Source organism: Novosphingobium sp., assembly GCF_020852455.1.
Lineage (GTDB): Bacteria > Pseudomonadota > Alphaproteobacteria > Sphingomonadales > Sphingomonadaceae > Novosphingobium.
Genome location: NZ_JADZAT010000030.1, coordinates 32205 through 48024 on the forward strand (window position 1 = coordinate 32205; position 15820 = coordinate 48024).

Consider the following 15820-nt stretch of genomic DNA (forward strand, 5'->3'; position numbering starts at 1 on the left):
GTGGCATGCCGCACCGCGCGCGGCAAGAAGTAGTCGCCAAGAAAAGAGGGTTAACCGCGCGCACGTTCCTGCGGATAGGTTCCCAGCATTCTCAGTTCCTTGCAATGGAACGCCAGTTCTTCCAGTGCCCGATCGACCGCCGGATCGCCCGGAGCGCCGACAATGTCAGCGTAAAAGGTCGTCGCGGCAAAGCTGGCGCCCTTCTGATAGCTTTCCAGCTTGGTCATGTTGACCCCGTTGGTCGCAAAACCGCCCATCGCCTTGTAGAGCGCGGCCGGGACGTTTTTCACTTCAAAGACGAAGGTGGTCATCGTCGTGCGATCCGTCAGACCGGCCGGGTCAAGCGGCTGGCGTGACAGGACCACGAAACGGGTGGTGTTGTCGGCCGCGTCCTCGACGTTTTCGGCCACGATCTTCAGGCCATAGAGCGCGGCTGCGATCCGCGGGGCGATGGCGCAGGCCTGGGGATCGCCCATTTCGGCCACCAATGCGGCTGCACCGGCGGTATCGGCATAGGCCATCGGCACGATCCCGCGTTCCCGCAGGTAAAAGCGCGACTGGCCCAGCGCTTGCGGATGCGAATAGGCCGCGGTGAACGGTCCGTCCGACAGCGCCATCAGCGCGTGGTGGATCGCCAGGAAGTGTTCGCCAACGATCGACAGGCCGCTTTCGGGCAGCAGGAAATGGATATCGGCAACGCGGCCATGCTGCGAATTCTCGATCGGGATGATCGCCCGCGCGGCGCGCCCGTCTTTCACCGCTTCCAGCGCGTCCTCGAAACTGAAGCAGGGCAGCGGCAGGCACTCAGGATCGTATTCCAGCGCGGCGCGATGCCCGTTGCAGCCCGGCGCCCCTTGAAACGAAACCGCACGCGCCGGATCCGTGGCGGCCTTGGCGACCATTTCCTCGACCAGGGCGAGCGCGGGGGCGGGATAGCTGTGCATCGCGGCGCGCTATAGCGCTTTTTCCATCCGCAGCAACGGCACGGTCACGCCGTCAACCGGCGGGCTGTCCAGTTCCTCGACCACGCGGTAGCCGCATGTGCGATAGAGCGCCGCGCCGGCAAGCGTTGCCATCAGCTCGACCCGCTGGAACCCGGCTTCCCGCGCGGCCTGTTCGCACAGTTCCATCACCCGCCGGCCAACCCCGCGCCGGGCAAAGGCCGGTTCGGTGTACATTGCGCGGATCTTGGCCGGCTCGGCCCCTGGATCGAGCGCGCGCGGTTCGCGGGCAATCACGCTGGCATCGCCGCCAAACAGTGTTGCCCGCCACGACCAGCCGCCGCAGCCGGCCGGAACCCCGCCCTCTTCGATGACGAAATAGGTCCGGTCGGCGATCAGCTGGCTGTCGAGCCCCATGGTGCCGTGGCTGGCCCGGATCTGTGCCGGGCTGAGGAATTCGCTCTGCAGGCTCTCGATCGCGCGGGTCATCAGCGCCTTGAGCGCGGGCAGATCCGCTTCGCTCGCCAGCCGGTGCGTGAAGGCCATCAGTATCCCGCCGCGTTGCCCACCGCCAGCCGTGGGTCGATCGCTCCGAAATACCGCGACGTGTTACCTGTTGCGGGGTTGGGCTTGATCGTCAGCGACGGCCCGCCGACCAGGATCGCGGCGATCTGGTTCCAGTAATCCATCTGCTCCAGCTTGTGGCCCTTGGCCTGCAGCGCGGCCATGGTATCGGCACTGAGCGAGTTCTTTTCGTAATAGATCACATCGGGCAGCCACTGCGCGTGGATCCGCGGCGCATCAACCGCCTCGGTCAGGGTCATGTCATAATCGATCACATTGACCATCACCTGCAGCACCCCGGTGGGGATATGGCTGCCGCCCGGCGTGCCCAGCACCATCGACAGCTTGCCGTCCCTGGTGACGATCGTCGGGGTCATCGAGCTGAGCGGCCGCTTGCCCGGGGCGATCGCGTTGTTGGTGCCTTCAACCAGGCCGTACATGTTGGGAAAGCCGGGCTTGGCCGAGAAATCATCCATCTCGTTGTTGAGGATGATCCCGGTGCCATCGGCGGTCACCCGCGCACCGAACCAGTCGTTGATCGTGTAGGTCAGCGAGACCGCATTGCCGGCCTTGTCGACCACCGAGAAATGGGTGGTGCTCTTGCCTTCCTGACCCGCGCCGGGGCCGGGCAGGCTGGACGACGGGGTAGCCTTGTCGGGTGAAATGCCGGCGCGCAGCTTTTCGGCATAGGCCTTGCTGGTAAAGCGGGCGATATCGGCCTTGACGAAATCAGGGTCGCCCAGTTCCATGTTGCGGTCGCGATAGGCCCGGCGCAGCGCTTCAACGGTGTAATGCACCCCCTGCGCCGAATGGAAGCCAAGCTGCCCCATCGGATAGCCTTCGAGCACGTTGAGCGTCTGGCACAGCACCACCCCGCCCGAGCTGGGCGGCGGGGCGCTGATCACGTGGAAGCCGCGATAGTCGCATTCGATCGGCTTGCGTTCCACCGCCTTGTAGGCGGCGAAATCGGCGGCGGTCATGATCCCGCCGTGGCGCTGGTTCGAAGCGGCGATTTTGGCTGCGATCGGCCCGTTGTAGAACGCCGCATTGCCGCCCGCCGCGATAGCCGCCAGCGTGCGGCCAAGATCAGCCTGGATCCAGCGCTCACCCTTCTTCCATGGCTTGCCGCGGTTGAGGAAGATTGCCGCGCTGGCCGGGTCCTTGGCGAAATCGACGGCGCCTTCGGCCAGCATGTCGGCATCGGCCTGATCGAGGACAAAGCCCCTGGCGGCCAGGGCAATCGCCGCCGCCATCAGCGGGGCGCGGGCGCGGGTGCCGAATTTGGTCCGCGCCAGTTCCAGCCCGGCAACCGTCCCCGGGATCCCGGCGGCCAGATGTCCCCGAGTGGAAAGCCCGGGGATCACGTTGCCGTTCTTGTCCTGGTACATGGTCGCCGTCGCCTTGCCCGGCGCGGTTTCGCGGAAATCGATGAACGACACGCGGCCATCGGCCATGCGGATCGTCATGAACCCGCCGCCGCCGATGTTACCGGCTTCAGGGAAAGTCACTGCCAGGGCATAGGCCACCGCGACTGCGGCATCGACCGCATTGCCGCCCTGCTTCAGCACGTCGATCCCGGCCCTGGTTGCCAGGTGGTGGGCTGAAACCACCATGCCGTTTTCGGCCGCGACCGGCGCCGGTGCCGCCGCCTGGGCCAGTTGTGATCCGGCCAGTGCCAGCGAAACCGCGATCGAGACCGTTGCTTTCAGAAACCGCATGCCCGTCCTCCCTTTGGCACCAGCCTTGGCACAAAAGGAAAGGGCGGGGAAGCCGCAGCCGCCCCGCCCTTCACCGTCGCTCCCGTGGGGAGCGTCAGATCAATACTTGATCTTGAGGCGAGCGTACCAGAACCCGCCGTTGATCCCGAAAGGACCACCCGAACGCGGATAGATCTGCCCGTCAGCCGTGCTGTTGGTCAGCAGGTAGATCGGGTTGGCGGACGAAGCCGCGATCTTGTCCGGATAGGCGTTGAACAGGTTGTTCGCGCCCAGGGTCAGCGTGTAGTGATCCTTGAAGGTATAGCTGATGTCGAAATCGGTCGTCAGCTTGGCCCCAAAGACCTGACCCGGATAGTCGTTCTCGGTCGCCCACGAACCGAACAGGCGTTCGGCAATGTTCACCGACCACGGCCCGCTCTGCCATGCGGCCGAGAGGTTCATGCGGTGGTTGGGCGCCAGGTGACGGATATCCGCACGCTGTTCGGGGCCAATCAGCGCCGGGTCGAACTTGGTCACGCGGCTCATGTTGTAGTTGTAGGCCATGGTCAGGTTCAGCTTGCCGCCGAACGCTTCGGTCTTGTAGGTGGCCACAACGTCAACACCGTCGGTGGTGGTGTCGAAGGCATTGGTGAAGTAGTTCACCACCCCGCCATCACCGACCGCGATCAGCGCCGGCAGCGCGGCGATATCGGCCGCAGTGACGGTGAAGTTGCGCGAGATGCCGATCCGGTCACGCACGCGCACCGAATAGCCGTCGATTGCCAGGTTGAACGCCGGGCTGGGGGTGATCACGATCCCCAGACCGAAGTTGGTGGCCTTGGCCGGCTTGAGCGGAGCGCCGCCATAGTACTGGGCGATCGAACTGGTCACCGGATAGGTACCCGTCTGGACCTGGTTGCCGCCAATGAAGTTGGTGGTCAGGATCGAGACGTTGTTCTGGCCCGGCGACGGTGCGTGGAAGCCCGTGCCAACCGTACCGCGAACAGCAACGGCATCGTTGATGTGGGCGATGAAGTTGGCCTTGCCGACCACGGTGTCGCCGAAGCTGTCATAGTGTTCCCAGCGCCCGGCGAGGCCGAAGGTCAGGGCTTCGCTCAGATCGCCTTCAAGGCCGACATAGGCACCATAGCTCGACTGGTTGAACTTGCCGGCAAAGGTGGTGCTGGTGCCGCCGTAGCCGCTGGCACCGGTCGGCATGCCGACAGTCGAGTTGAAGCTCCAGACGCCCGGCGCGGTTTCGACATAGAGGTTCTGCGTGGCATAGGGGCCAGCGCCGTACGACTGCGGGTCACCCGCGGTCTGCTCATAGCCTTCCTTGCGGTATTCCGCGCCCCACGAGAGGGTCAGCGGGCTGGCAAGCCCGGCGTCGAGTTCGTAGGTCATGTCGAGGTAGGCGTCGAATTCGGTCTGGATCAGCTTGCCGAATTCGAACGAGGTCTGCGTCGAAGGACCGTAGGACGGGCTCAGCGAGCTGTACATCGACAGGTCAAGCTGCGACTTGCTGAGCGAGGCCGCGAGGTCCCAGGTCAGCTTGCCGCCCTTGTTCTTGATCCCGACAACGCCATAGGCCTGATCGACCTTGCCGACGAAGCGCGGCGTGAAACCGGCCGGATACATCGTCGAGAAGTTGTAGGTCTGCTGGGTGTTGGCCAGGTTCGACATGACGAAATTGTTGGCACCGACCGGGCAGGCGGTTGCGCCGGCACCCGTGCACGCGGTCAGGTAGATCGGGTGCGCGAAGGCCGAGTTGCGGCCCGGCGAACGGGTCGAGAGGCCCGAACCGTCATTGACCGACAGGTTGTTGGCGGTGATCGGCGAGCGATAGTTGAAGCTCTGGTCGCCCTTCGAATGGGCAAAGTTGCCGATCATGTAGAGCTGGGTGTTGTCGGTGATGTCAAACCCGGCGTTGAGGACTGCCTTCCAGCCCTTGACGGGCGAGGAACCCCAGATCTGCACCGGCCCCGGATAGTTGGGCAGCTGGTTGACCAGGGTCGGGTTGGCGGCATTGGTGGTGGCGAAGACCACGGCAACCGGGCGGGTTGCGCCGCGGCTGGTCTGGCCATCGTCGAAGTATTCACCCGACACGTTGATGAAGCCGCGATCACCCAGCTTCACGCCGGCATTGGCGGCCAGCTGATAGCTCTTGCCGTCGCCGCGATAGGTCTGGCCATAGCGGGCCTGGAGTTCGAGCCCGGCATCGTCGCGCAGGCCGTAGTTGAGCACGCCGCCGATGGCGTCCGACCCGTACTGGGCGGTCGCGCCGTCGCGCAGGATCTGCAGGTTCTTGATCGCGATCGACGGGATCACCGAAATGTCGGAGCCGTGCGAACCGAACGACAGCGCGGTATCGCCGCCGACATAGACCTGGACCAGCGCCGAACGGTTGAAGCGCTTGCCGTTGAGCATGACGAGCACTTCGTCACCCGGCAGCCCGCGCAGCGAGGGCGCACGCACGAAGGTCGAAGCGTCGGAAATGGTGTTCTGACCGACGAAGAACGAGGGCACGACGTTCTTGACGGTGTCGAGCATGTTCGAGGCCGACTGGGTGGCCAGATCCTCGGTGCCGATCACGTCAACCGGCGAAGCGCTGTCGGTTACGGTGCGGTCGGCACGGCGGGTGCCGATGACCACGATGCCTTCAGGGGCCGAGGCTTCTTCGTCCGATCCCTGCGCATCCTGTGCCAGTGCCGGATCGGCGAAAAGGATCGCCAGGCTGGCTGCCGAAGCGGCCAGAGCGACCTTCTTCATGCTACGGCTTGCGTTAATTCGCATAGAATTCTCCGTATTGTGTTTATCCGCGATCATCCCCAAGACCCATCGCGGTGCGGCAGGGCTATTGCCGCAGGCGGGCTTGTCAATCTGACGTTCAGGTTTGCTTTCCGATTCTTGCGGATGTGTGGCTTTGGCGCACTAGATCATTGCGCTGATTTCACATTCAAAGGTCGCTGGATTTCATCGCGAAGATCGGGGTGTGCGGTTCGTGCGCGGCCATCCGGGTCAGCAGCAGATCGAGTTCGGGCTCGGCGATGATAATGCCCTGATGGGCAGGGCGGATAAAGCCGACCGCGGCCATGTGATGGTTGAAGGCGATCAGGTGGTCATAGAACCCGAAGGCGTTGAGCAGGCCCACCGGCTTGGCGTGATAGCCCAGCTGGGCCCAGCTGACCGCTTCCCACAGCTCGTCCATCGTCCCGACCCCGCCGGGGATCGTCAGGAACCCGTCGGACAGGCGGGTGAAGGCGGCCTTGCGCTCATGCATGTCCTTCACCACGATCAGTTCGCTGCAATCGTGGTTGGCAACCTCGCTGGAAACCAGCGCTTCGGGGATCACCCCGATCACTTCGCCCCCGGCATCGAGCGCGCCGCGCGCCACCGCGCCCATCAGCCCCAGCCGCCCGCCGCCATAGACCACTCCGATCCCGCGCCTGGCAAGGCTGCTGCCGATCTCGCTCGCCAGTTCCATATAGCGCGGATCGGCGGGGGTGGCGGACCCACAATAGACGGCAAGGCGTTTCACGAAAGCTCCTCCAGCAGCTGCAGGCTTGCCGCCTTAGCACCGGCCAGCACTGCCGCAAGCCCCGCGCCGGGATGGGTCGCGGCGCCGACCAGGTACAGGTTGGCCAGCTTCCGATCGCGGTGGGCCAGCCGCAGCGGGCCCGATTGCAGCGCGCTGGCCGCCAGGCTCCAGGCCGAACCCATGTGATAGTTGAGCTCCAGCGCCAGATCGCGCGGGGTGGTGACGAAGCTGGTGATCACCCGGTCGCGGATATCGGGGATCAGGCGGCGCCCGATCTCGTCAAGAATGCGCTGCTCGATCAGCGGGGCGACGGTTTCCCAGTCGATCGGCAGCTTGCCCAGGTGCGCCACCGGGATCGTCGCGCGGAACACGCTTTTGCCCTGCGGGGCCAGGTCCGGGTCGGTCAGGCTGGGGTGGTGCAGGGTCAGCACGAAATCCTGCGGCAGCACGCCGTGATCGAACAGGTCGGCGATCAGCTCGCCAAAGCGCGGGCCGAACAGCACCGACTGGTGCGGGATCCCCGGCCAGGTCCCTTCCAGCGCGAAATGGACCGAGAAGGCTGATGGCGAATAGTCGCGCCGGGCCAGCCGTCGCGCCTGCTGGGCCCCGCGCGGCAGGTCGCGCAGCAGATCGCGGTAAGTGTGCATGGCATCGGCATTGCTGGCCACGGCATCGAAATGCGCGCGCCAGCCGCTCTGCGTCTCAACCTCGGCGATCCGGTTGCCAACCGCGTGAAGCCGGACCACCGGATCGTGCAGGCGCAGGGTTCCGCCCAGCTGCTCAAACCGTGCGGCCATGGCTTCGGCCAGCGCAACCATTCCGCCGCGCGGCCACCAGCCGCCGGTGCCGCTGGCCAGCGGCTGGCCCAGCAGGTGCAACGCGCTGGTGGCAAGCGGATTGCCGCCAGCCTGCAGCACCGGAAAGGCCAGCGCTTCGCGCAGATGGCGTTCCTTGACGTAGTGGCCTGTGAGGCCCCAGGCGCTGCGCCAGCCCTGGCTGCGGACCAGCGCCGGCAAGGCCCGGGCGGCGGCGGCGGGGCTGTGCAGTGCGCTTTCGCCCAGGCGCTGCCAGCCATCGATCCTGGCCGCGGCGGCCCAGCGGGCGAATTCCTCGAACCCGGCAATGTCGCCGGGGGCCAGCCGGGCCAGCTGGCGCGCCAGCTCAGCCTCGCCGCTGCCGGCATCGAACTGCGCGCCATCCGTCCAGCTATAGCGGCAGGCCGGGGTGACTTCGGCAAAGGTCACGGCATCGCCCAGATCCTCGCCGGTCAGGCTCCACAATTCGCGCAGCGGGGCCGGGTCGGCCAGCAGCGAGGGGCCTTCCTCGAAAGTGAAGCCGTCGCGCCGCCAGCGCCGCAGGCAGCCGCCGGGCTCGCCTCGCGCCTCGACTAGCGTGGTCGCCACGCCTCCTGCCTGCAGCCGGATCGCCAGCGCCAGCCCGCCCAGCCCGGCCCCGATCACGCAGGTGCTGCGGCGGGTCGGGTCGTGTTCCGGGTTCTTGCCTAGTCTGACCATTGCCGGGCGGGTTTTACGCCGGTGCATGGATCATGCAACGCCCCTTGGCGAAGCGCGCGCGATGCGGCAGGGTGCGCGCATGGTCTCGATCACCCCGGCCAGCCTTGCCGATGCCGCCGAAGTGGCGGAAATCTATGCCCATCATGTGCTGCATGGCACTGCCAGCTATGAAACCGTGCCGCCCGATCCCGCCGAAATGGCCGCGCGCATGACCAAGGTGCTGAAGCCCGGCTGGCCCTGGCTGGTGGCGCGCGACGCTGCGGGGAGGATGCTGGGCTATGCCTATGCCAGCCAGTTCCGCGACCGCGCGGCCTATCGCTATGCCTGCGAGGATTCGATCTACATCCGCCACGATTGCCGCGGCCAGGGGCTGGGCAAGGCGCTGCTCGGCGCATTGCTCGGCGCCTGCGAAGCCTATGGCTTTCGCCAGATGATCGCGGTGATCGGCGGAGCTGAACCCGCCAGCATCGCGCTGCATGCCGCGCTGGGTTTCAGCCATGCCGGAACCATGCGCGGCATCGGCCGCAAGCAGGGGCGCTGGCTCGACACCACCTACATGCAACGCCCGCTGGGCGAGGGCGACACGACACCGCCCGGGGAGGAACCGCAATGACCAGCCTGCTACCCGATCGCCGGGGTGTGATCCTGTCCCTGGCGATGGCCGCCGCGATCGCTGGGATCCTGCTCGGCATGGGCCGGGTGCCGATCTGCGAATGCGGCACGATCAAGCTGTGGCACGGGGTGGTCCAGTCGAGCGAGAACAGCCAGCACATCGCCGACTGGTACAGCTTCAGTCACGTGATCCATGGGCTGCTGTTCTATTTCTTCGCGCACCTGCTGTGGCGCAGGTGGAAATTGCTGGGCGGCAAGCCGGCAATCTGGGCCTTGCCGATCGCGGTGGCGTTCGAGGGTTTCTGGGAGTTGCTTGAAAACTCGCCGCTGATCATCGATCGCTACCGCGCGGTGACAGTGAGCTTCGGTTACAGCGGCGACAGCGTGCTCAATTCCTTGTCCGACCTGGGCTTCATGGCGCTCGGTTTCTGGATCGCCAGCCGGCTGCCGTGGAAGGCCAGCTTGGCCATGGCCATCGTGTTCGAACTGTTCACCCTGTTCATGATCCGCGACAACCTGACGCTCAACGTGCTGATGCTGGTCTGGCCGCTCGATGCGGTGCGGACCTGGCAGGGAGCAATCTAGGGCGTTCACCCTAAAAACGTGCTTGCCCTTGATCCCGGTCAATGCTCGAATTGCGTAGCGAGTCGAAACCCGTCGCAATGGCGCTCTGTCGCCGGCAGCAAAATGGAGGATGAGGATGGCAACTGCAGCAGTGGCAGCGAAGGATGATGCGACCCACGTCGATGTGCTGATCGTCGGCGCAGGCATTTCGGGGATCGGCTCGGCCTATCACCTGCAGGAACAGTGCCCGGGCAAGAGCTACGTGGTGCTTGAGCGGATGGATACTTTCGGCGGCACCTGGGAAACCCACAAGTATCCCGGCGTGCGTTCGGACAGCGATCTCTACACCTTCGGTTACCGCTTCAAGCCCTGGGTCGGCACGCCGATTGCCTCGGCCCAGGCGATTCTCGACTATATGGGCGAGGTGATCGACGAGAACGGAATCGCTCCGCACATCCGCTATGGCCACACCATCACCAGGGCCGCGTGGGACAGCGCGGCCAACCTCTGGACGGTCGAAGCCACCCGCAAGAGCGACGGTGCCAGCGTAACCTTCACCGCCAACTTCCTGTGGATGTGCCAGGGCTATTACGATCATGAAAAGCCCTACACTCCCGACTGGCCGGGGATGGACCAGTACAAGGGCCAGTTCATCCACGCCCAGCTGTGGGATCCCAAGATCGACTACACCGGCAAGCGGATCCTGGTTATCGGATCGGGCGCCACCGCCGCGACGGTGATCCCGGCCTTTGCCGAAAAGGCCGCGCATGTGACCATGCTGCAGCGTTCGCCGACCTATTTCTACTGCTCGGAAAACCGCAACGAGCTGGCCGACAAGCTGCGCGCCGGCGGGATTGACGAGCCGACCATCCACCGCGTGGTCCGCGCCCAGATCATGCATGATCAGGACGTCATGACCAAGCGCTGCATCGAAGAACCCGACACCGTGTTCGAAGAGCTCAAGATGCTGGTCCGCGCCTTCACCGGCAAGGAGGACTTCCCCTTCGAACCGCACTTCACCCCGAAGTATCGCCCCTGGCAGCAGCGGCTGGCCTTCTGCCCCGAAGGGGACATCTTCAGGGGTGTGGTCGAAGGCAAGGTCTCGGCGGTTACGGACGAGCTGGAAACCTTCACCGAAAAGGGTGTGCGGACCAAGGGCGGGACCGAGATCGAGGCCGACATCATTGTCGCCGCGACCGGCTTCAACCTGCTGATGATGGGCGGCATCCCGTTCTATGTCGATGGCCAGGAAGTCGATTGGCACGACACTGTGAACTACCGCGGGATGATGTTCACCGGCGTGCCTAACATGGTCTGGGTGATGGGCTATTTCCGCGCCAGCTGGACACTGCGGGTCGACATGCTGGGTGATTTCGTCTGCAACCTGCTCAACCACATGGACAAGAAGCACGCCAAGCGGGTCGAGGTTGCGCTGCGCGATGAAGATCAGGGCATGGCGCTGTCCGACTGGATCGAAAGCGAGAACTTCAACCCCGGTTACCTGATGCGGGGGCTCAAGAAGATGCCCAAGCGCGGCGACAAGCCCGAATGGCGCCACAACCAGGACTATTGGGCCGAACGCGACGAGATCCCCAACACCGATCTGGAGGGCAGCGAATTCCTCTATGACGGCGTGCGCGCCGGCAAGAAGGTGGCCGAGCCGGCCTGACAGAAATTCCAGTGCGATCAAGGCGGCGGCGCTGGATTGCCAGCGTCGCCGTTTTGCCGTTAAGTGCGTTGCAATGAGCAACGCATCAATCTGGTGGGGCGGCACGCGCCCGCCTTTGGCACCGATGACCGGGCTGGGCGAAGGCGCCCTGCCGGGGCATCTCGGCATCGAATTCGTCGACTGCGGCGATGACTGGATCCGTGCGCGGATGCCGGTCGATCATCGCACCCAGCAGCCGTTCAAGCGGCTACACGGCGGGGCCTCGGTGGCCCTGGCCGAGACGATCGCCTCGGTCGCAGCCAGCTATTGCGTTGACCGGGAGAGATTTGCCGCGGTCGGCATGGAGATCAACGCCAACCACATTCGTCCGGCCTATTCGGGCTGGGTCTATGCCACCGCGCGGCCCGAGTCGCTTGGTCGCACTACGCAGGTCTGGACGATCAGGATCGAAGACGAGGCTGGCAAGCTGGTCTGCCTTTCACGCATGACCGCCGCTGTCATTACGCTGGATCGCAAGTGACCGCCCCCAGCCAGTCGGTCGCCGTCTTGGGCGCGGGCGACTTTATCGGGGCAGCGATCGTCCGCAAGTTCGCTGCTGAAGGGTTCCATGTCCACGCCGGGCGCCGGAATGGCGACAAGCTGGCGCCCCTGCTGGGCGGCAATGTCACCGGGCGCAGCCTTGATGCGCGTGAGAGCGAGGATGTGGCTGCCTTCCTGGCCGAGGCTGAGGCTATCGCTCCGCTGGCCTTGGTGGTGTTCAACGTCGGCGCCAATGTCCAGTTCCCGCTGCTGGAAACCACCGACCGGGTGTTTCGCAAGGTCTGGGAAATGGCCTGCTTTGCCGGCTTCACCACCTTGCGCGAAGCGGCCCGGCTGATGCTGCCGCGCGGCGCGGGCAAGGTGTTCGTGACCGGCGCCACGGCGGGCCTGCGCGGCAATCCGGGCTATGCCGCCTTTGCCGCCGCCAAGGCCGGGCTGCGGCTGACCGCCGAAAGCGCCGCGCGCGAACTGTGGCCGCAGGGGATCCATGTTGCCCACCTGGTGATCGATGCCGGGGTCGATACCGCATGGGTCCGCCAGCGCGTGACCGAACGGATCGGGGCCGAGGCCCTGGCCGCGCAGCCCGACCTGCTGATGCCGCCCGAAGCGGTGGCCGAAGCCTATTGGACGCTCTACAACCAGCCGAAAAGCGCCTGGACTTTCGAGCAGGTGATCCGGCCCTATGGGGAGACCTGGTGATGACCCGCGAGATCGAGTTTCTGTACGATTTCGGCAGCCCCAACGCCTATTTCGTCCACCGCGCCCTGCCGGCGATCGTGGCCGGGGGAAGGGTTGCGTTCCGCTATGTCCCGGTGCTGCTGGGCGGGATCTTCAAGGCCATCGGCAACCAGAGCCCGATGCAGACCTATGGCCACATTGCAGCCAAGCGCGATTATGATTTCCTGGAAATGCGGCGGTTCATGGACCGGCACGGCATTGACCGCTTCCGGATGAATCCGAATTTCCCGGTCAACACCTTGCTGATGATGCGCGGCGCGGTGGCGGCAGAACAGCTGGGCTGCGCGGCCGACTATATCGAGACGATGATGATCGCGATGTGGGAAGACGGCTTCAACATGGCCGACCCTGCGGTTTGGGCAGGTGTGCTGGAGATCAACAAATTGCCCTGGCAGGAATTGTCGGCAGCGGTCACGCGCGATGAGGTCAAGGCCGCGCTGGTCGCCAATACCGAGGCCGCCGTTAAGCGCGGCGTCTTCGGCATCCCAACCTTCTTCCTGGGTGATGAAATGTGGTTCGGCAAGGACCGCCTGCGCGACGTGGTCGAGGCCGCCAGCGTCTAGACAACCCGCGATCGGCAAGGCATCGTGCGATTTAATCGCGCGATTGAATTTGCCGCGCCAACGGAGTTTGGACTATGAGCGACTATCCCCTGCCTTACAATTCCAGCGAACTCACCGGCCGGGTCGCGCTGGTCACCGGTGCCTCATCGGGGCTGGGTGCGCGCTTTGCCGAAGTGCTGGCTGGCCAGGGCGCTGCGGTAGTGCTCGCCGCGCGGCGGCTCGACCGGCTTGAGGCTTTGGCCGAGAAGATCCGCTCGAACGGCGGCCGCGCCCTGGCGGTGCAGATGGACGCCACCCAGGCTGACAGCCTGATGGCCGCGGTGACCAAGGGCGAGGAGGCCTTCGGCACGATCGACATTCTGGTCAACAATGCCGGGATGCCCGATGCCCAGCGCGCCCACAAGATGAGTGTGGAGCTGATCGACCAGGTGCTGGGCGTCAACCTGCGCGGCCCGTGGATCCTCGCCTGCGAGGTTGCCCGGCGGCTGATCGCGGCGGGTAAGCCGGGGCGGATCGTCAACATCAGCTCGGTCGCGCATTTCCGCTACGATGGCGGCGGCGCCGCGCTCTATGCGGTGACCAAGACCGCGATCGCCCGGATGACCGAGGCGCTGTCGGTCGAATGGGCGCATTACGGGATCAACGTCAATGCGATCGCACCGGGCATGTTCGTCTCCGAAATGACCGACGGGATGTTCGAACGGATGGGCGGCAACCCCGCCCAGCACCTGCCGAGGAAGCGCGTGCCGGTGCCCGAACAGATGGATTCGACGCTGCTCTACCTCGTCGCCCCGGCCAGCGAATGCGTGACCGGCGCAACGATCCGGATCGACGATGGCCAGAGCGCACGGGTGCGGATGTGAGCCTGGTCACGGTCGAACGCGACGGAGCTGTGGCGGTCGTCACGCTCAACCGGCCCGAGGCGATGAACGCGCTGTCGGGCGCGCTGCGCGCCGAACTGGCGCAGGCCATGGTCGCGCTCGATCAGGATGATGGCATCTGCGCAGTGGTGCTGACCGGTGCGGGCACCCGCGCCTTTACCGCCGGGCTCGATCTCAAGGAACTGGGCCAGCAGGGCCTGGGCGCCGCCAATGCCGAAGAACCGGCGACCAATCCGGTCAAGGCGATCGAGCAGTGCCGCAAGCCGGTGGTGGGCGCGATCAACGGCGTCGCGATCACCGGTGGGTTCGAGGTCGCACTCGCCTGCGACGTGCTGATTGCCAGCGAGAACGCGCGCTTTGCCGATACCCATGCCCGGGTCGGGATTCTGCCCGGCTGGGGGCTCAGTCAGAAGCTCAGCCGGATGATCGGGATCAGCCGTGCCAAGGAGCTGTCGTTCACCGGCAACTTCCTCGATGCGCAGACCGCCTGCCAGTGGGGGCTGGTCAACCGGGTGGTGCCGGCGGACGAACTGCTTACTGCCGCCACGGCACTGGCGCATGACATGGCCGGAATCGATCCGGCCATGCTCCAGGCCTACAAGGCGCTGATCGACGAGGGCTATGCCCAGACCTTCGGTGCCGCGCTGGAAACCGAACACCGGGTCAGCTCGGCGCGCAATGCGCAGGTCTCGGGCGGCGAGGTCGAGGACCGCCGCCGCGCGGTGATGGAACGCGGGCGGACCCAGACTGGCTGATTGGACTGTAACTTTTGCTGCAGGGCAGGGACTTTAGGGTTCACGCAGAGGCCGCGGAGAAGAAAGGGGAGGCGCAGAGGAGAAGCGCAACGCGCCGCAGGCGCGCCTGATCTTGATCTTCCGTTTGGCCGAACCCTTGAGATAGAAAGCGGCTGCGCCGCGAGCACAACATCTCTGCGTCTCCGCTTTCTTCTCTGCGCTCTCTGCGCGAACTATTCAGACCGAGCAGCCAAAGCCGCCACTAGCGATCCTGCCAATTCGGCGGGCGCTTTTCGAAGAAGGCAGCCTTGGCCTCGGCGAAATCGCCGGCCTGGCCCAGCATCACCTGCTGCCGGTCTTCCAGTGCAAAGGCGTGCTCCATGCTTGCCGCATCGATGTTGAGGTTGAGCGCATCCTTGGTCAGCCTGAGCCCCATCGGGCTGGTCAGCAGCATTTCCTCAGCCAGCGCCAGCGCCTTGTCCAGCAGGGCGTCATGCGGAACGATCTCGCTGATCAGACCGCAGGCCAGGGCCTTTTCGGCGCTCATGAACTTGCCGGTCAGCAGGTACTCGCTGGCCACCGACGATCCGACCAGCCGCGGCAGGAAATAGCTCGCGCCCATGTCGCAGCCGCCCAGGCCGATCTTGATATAGGCGGCGTTCATCCGAAGGTCCGGCGCGCCATAGCGCACGTCGCTGGCCAGCAGCAGCGAGAAACCGCCACCGCAGGCCGGCCCCTGGGCTGCCACGATAACCGGCTGCGGGCACTTGCGCATCGCCTGCATCACCGCCGCGATCATCCGCTGGGTGCGCCAGCTCTGGCGGATCGGGCCGGCATCGGGATCGGGTGCCCACCCGGTCAGGTCAAGCCCGGCGCAAAACGCCCGCCCCTCGGCGCGCAGCACCACCACCCGTACGCTCTGCCGATCGCGCAGGCCGGTGAAATAGTCGAGCAGTGCGGCGATCAGCGGCTCGTTCATGGTGTTCAGCCGGTCAGGCCGGTTGAGGCTCACCACCTCGATGCCCCCGCGCGCTTCAATCGTAATCGGCTGTTCGCTCATCCTGCCCTCTCCTTGCGGACTCGTGTTGACCGCCAAGCGCGCCCGTGGCAAGGATCCATCCCCCGGGCGGGTGTAGCTTGACGTGCTCCCCTGATTGTTACCATTCAGAGGGAGAGTCTGGCTCTTTCATGATGGTTGTTTGATGGGATGGCAACGTGTCTGGGGGCATGCCCCCAGACACGTTGGCCGGCGATCTCGGCGGGGG

Annotated in this window: 15 protein-coding genes; 8 read left to right on the forward strand and 7 right to left on the reverse strand. The window is 65.3% G+C overall.

The annotated features are described in order from the left end of the window. Window positions 1–50: 50 nt before the first annotated feature. The 6 genes from IT549_RS13775 to crtI form a co-directional block, all read right to left on the reverse strand. Complete coding sequence (locus IT549_RS13775; protein WP_292974151.1) at window positions 51–944, reverse strand: prephenate dehydratase; 894 nt, start codon at window positions 942–944, stop codon at window positions 51–53. Between the two features lie 9 nt (window positions 945–953). Then, window positions 954–1487 (reverse strand): GNAT family N-acetyltransferase, encoded by a 534-nt coding sequence (locus IT549_RS13780; protein ID WP_292974152.1) that lies wholly within the window; start codon window positions 1485–1487, stop codon window positions 954–956. Then, the gene (gene ggt, locus IT549_RS13785; protein ID WP_292974153.1) at window positions 1487–3223 is read right to left on the reverse strand and encodes a gamma-glutamyltransferase; all 1737 of its coding nucleotides are present in this window, start codon (window positions 3221–3223) and stop codon (window positions 1487–1489) included. The genes IT549_RS13780 and ggt overlap by 1 nt, the downstream gene beginning before the upstream one ends. 99 nt (window positions 3224–3322) lie before the next feature. Continuing rightward, a complete protein-coding gene (locus IT549_RS13790; RefSeq protein ID WP_292974154.1) occupies window positions 3323–5971 on the reverse strand; it encodes a TonB-dependent receptor in 2649 nt (882 codons plus the stop codon). A 187-nt stretch (window positions 5972–6158) separates the two neighbouring features. Then, the gene (locus IT549_RS13795) at window positions 6159–6740 is read right to left on the reverse strand and encodes a TIGR00730 family Rossman fold protein (protein ID WP_292974155.1); all 582 of its coding nucleotides are present in this window, start codon (window positions 6738–6740) and stop codon (window positions 6159–6161) included. Then, window positions 6737–8281: a phytoene desaturase family protein gene (gene crtI, locus IT549_RS13800; RefSeq protein WP_365777206.1), complete on the reverse strand. Its 1545-nt coding sequence runs from the start codon at window positions 8279–8281 to the stop codon at window positions 6737–6739. The genes IT549_RS13795 and crtI overlap by 4 nt, the downstream gene beginning before the upstream one ends. Between crtI and IT549_RS13805 the strand changes: the two genes are divergently transcribed. The 8 genes from IT549_RS13805 to IT549_RS13840 all read left to right on the forward strand — a co-directional run bounded on the left by IT549_RS13805 (window position 8280) and on the right by IT549_RS13840 (window position 14576). Next, a complete protein-coding gene (locus IT549_RS13805) occupies window positions 8280–8867 on the forward strand; it encodes a GNAT family N-acetyltransferase (RefSeq protein WP_292974156.1) in 588 nt (195 codons plus the stop codon). The genes crtI and IT549_RS13805 overlap by 2 nt on opposite strands. Then, window positions 8864–9451, forward strand: coding sequence for a DUF2585 domain-containing protein (locus IT549_RS13810; RefSeq protein WP_292974157.1), 588 nt, complete (start codon window positions 8864–8866; stop codon window positions 9449–9451). Before IT549_RS13805 ends, IT549_RS13810 begins: the two co-directional genes overlap by 4 nt. Before the next feature lie 115 nt (window positions 9452–9566). Beyond that, window positions 9567–11099 carry an NAD(P)/FAD-dependent oxidoreductase gene (locus tag IT549_RS13815; protein ID WP_292974158.1) on the forward strand — a complete coding sequence of 511 codons (1533 nt, stop codon included), beginning with the start codon at window positions 9567–9569 and terminating at the stop codon, window positions 11097–11099. A gap of 73 nt (window positions 11100–11172) precedes the next feature. Continuing rightward, complete coding sequence (locus IT549_RS13820; RefSeq protein WP_292974159.1) at window positions 11173–11619, forward strand: hotdog fold thioesterase; 447 nt, start codon at window positions 11173–11175, stop codon at window positions 11617–11619. Next, on the forward strand, window positions 11616–12338 hold the full coding sequence (locus IT549_RS13825; RefSeq protein WP_292974160.1) for an SDR family NAD(P)-dependent oxidoreductase: 723 nt from the start codon (window positions 11616–11618) through the stop codon (window positions 12336–12338). Before IT549_RS13820 ends, IT549_RS13825 begins: the two co-directional genes overlap by 4 nt. Continuing rightward, the gene (locus IT549_RS13830; RefSeq protein ID WP_292974161.1) at window positions 12338–12940 is read left to right on the forward strand and encodes a 2-hydroxychromene-2-carboxylate isomerase; all 603 of its coding nucleotides are present in this window, start codon (window positions 12338–12340) and stop codon (window positions 12938–12940) included. The genes IT549_RS13825 and IT549_RS13830 overlap by 1 nt, the downstream gene beginning before the upstream one ends. Window positions 12941–13014: 74 nt before the next feature. Beyond that, a complete protein-coding gene (locus tag IT549_RS13835) occupies window positions 13015–13803 on the forward strand; it encodes an SDR family NAD(P)-dependent oxidoreductase (protein ID WP_292974162.1) in 789 nt (262 codons plus the stop codon). Then, window positions 13800–14576: an enoyl-CoA hydratase gene (locus tag IT549_RS13840; protein WP_292974163.1), complete on the forward strand. Its 777-nt coding sequence runs from the start codon at window positions 13800–13802 to the stop codon at window positions 14574–14576. The genes IT549_RS13835 and IT549_RS13840 overlap by 4 nt, the downstream gene beginning before the upstream one ends. A 241-nt stretch (window positions 14577–14817) precedes the next feature. Here the strand turns inward: IT549_RS13840 and IT549_RS13845 are convergent, their stop codons facing one another. Further along, entirely contained in the window at window positions 14818–15615 is a 798-nt protein-coding gene (locus IT549_RS13845; protein ID WP_292974164.1) for an enoyl-CoA hydratase/isomerase family protein, read from the reverse strand. Window positions 15616–15820: the final 205 nt, after the last annotated feature.

Coding starts and splice junctions, on each gene's coding strand:
- crtI (WP_365777206.1), bottom strand. CDS start 8,281: ATGCACCGGCGTAAAACCCGCCCGGCAATGGTCAGACTAGGCAAGAAC.
- IT549_RS13780 (WP_292974152.1), bottom strand. CDS start 1,487: ATGGCCTTCACGCACCGGCTGGCGAGCGAAGCGGATCTGCCCGCGCTC.
- IT549_RS13790 (WP_292974154.1), bottom strand. CDS start 5,971: ATGAAGAAGGTCGCTCTGGCCGCTTCGGCAGCCAGCCTGGCGATCCTT.
- IT549_RS13835 (WP_292974162.1), top strand. CDS start 13,015: ATGAGCGACTATCCCCTGCCTTACAATTCCAGCGAACTCACCGGCCGG.
- IT549_RS13810 (WP_292974157.1), top strand. CDS start 8,864: ATGACCAGCCTGCTACCCGATCGCCGGGGTGTGATCCTGTCCCTGGCG.
- IT549_RS13845 (WP_292974164.1), bottom strand. CDS start 15,615: ATGAGCGAACAGCCGATTACGATTGAAGCGCGCGGGGGCATCGAGGTG.
- IT549_RS13815 (WP_292974158.1), top strand. CDS start 9,567: ATGGCAACTGCAGCAGTGGCAGCGAAGGATGATGCGACCCACGTCGAT.
- IT549_RS13820 (WP_292974159.1), top strand. CDS start 11,173: ATGAGCAACGCATCAATCTGGTGGGGCGGCACGCGCCCGCCTTTGGCA.
- IT549_RS13775 (WP_292974151.1), bottom strand. CDS start 944: ATGCACAGCTATCCCGCCCCCGCGCTCGCCCTGGTCGAGGAAATGGTC.
- IT549_RS13805 (WP_292974156.1), top strand. CDS start 8,280: ATGGATCATGCAACGCCCCTTGGCGAAGCGCGCGCGATGCGGCAGGGT.
- ggt (WP_292974153.1), bottom strand. CDS start 3,223: ATGCGGTTTCTGAAAGCAACGGTCTCGATCGCGGTTTCGCTGGCACTG.
- IT549_RS13830 (WP_292974161.1), top strand. CDS start 12,338: ATGACCCGCGAGATCGAGTTTCTGTACGATTTCGGCAGCCCCAACGCC.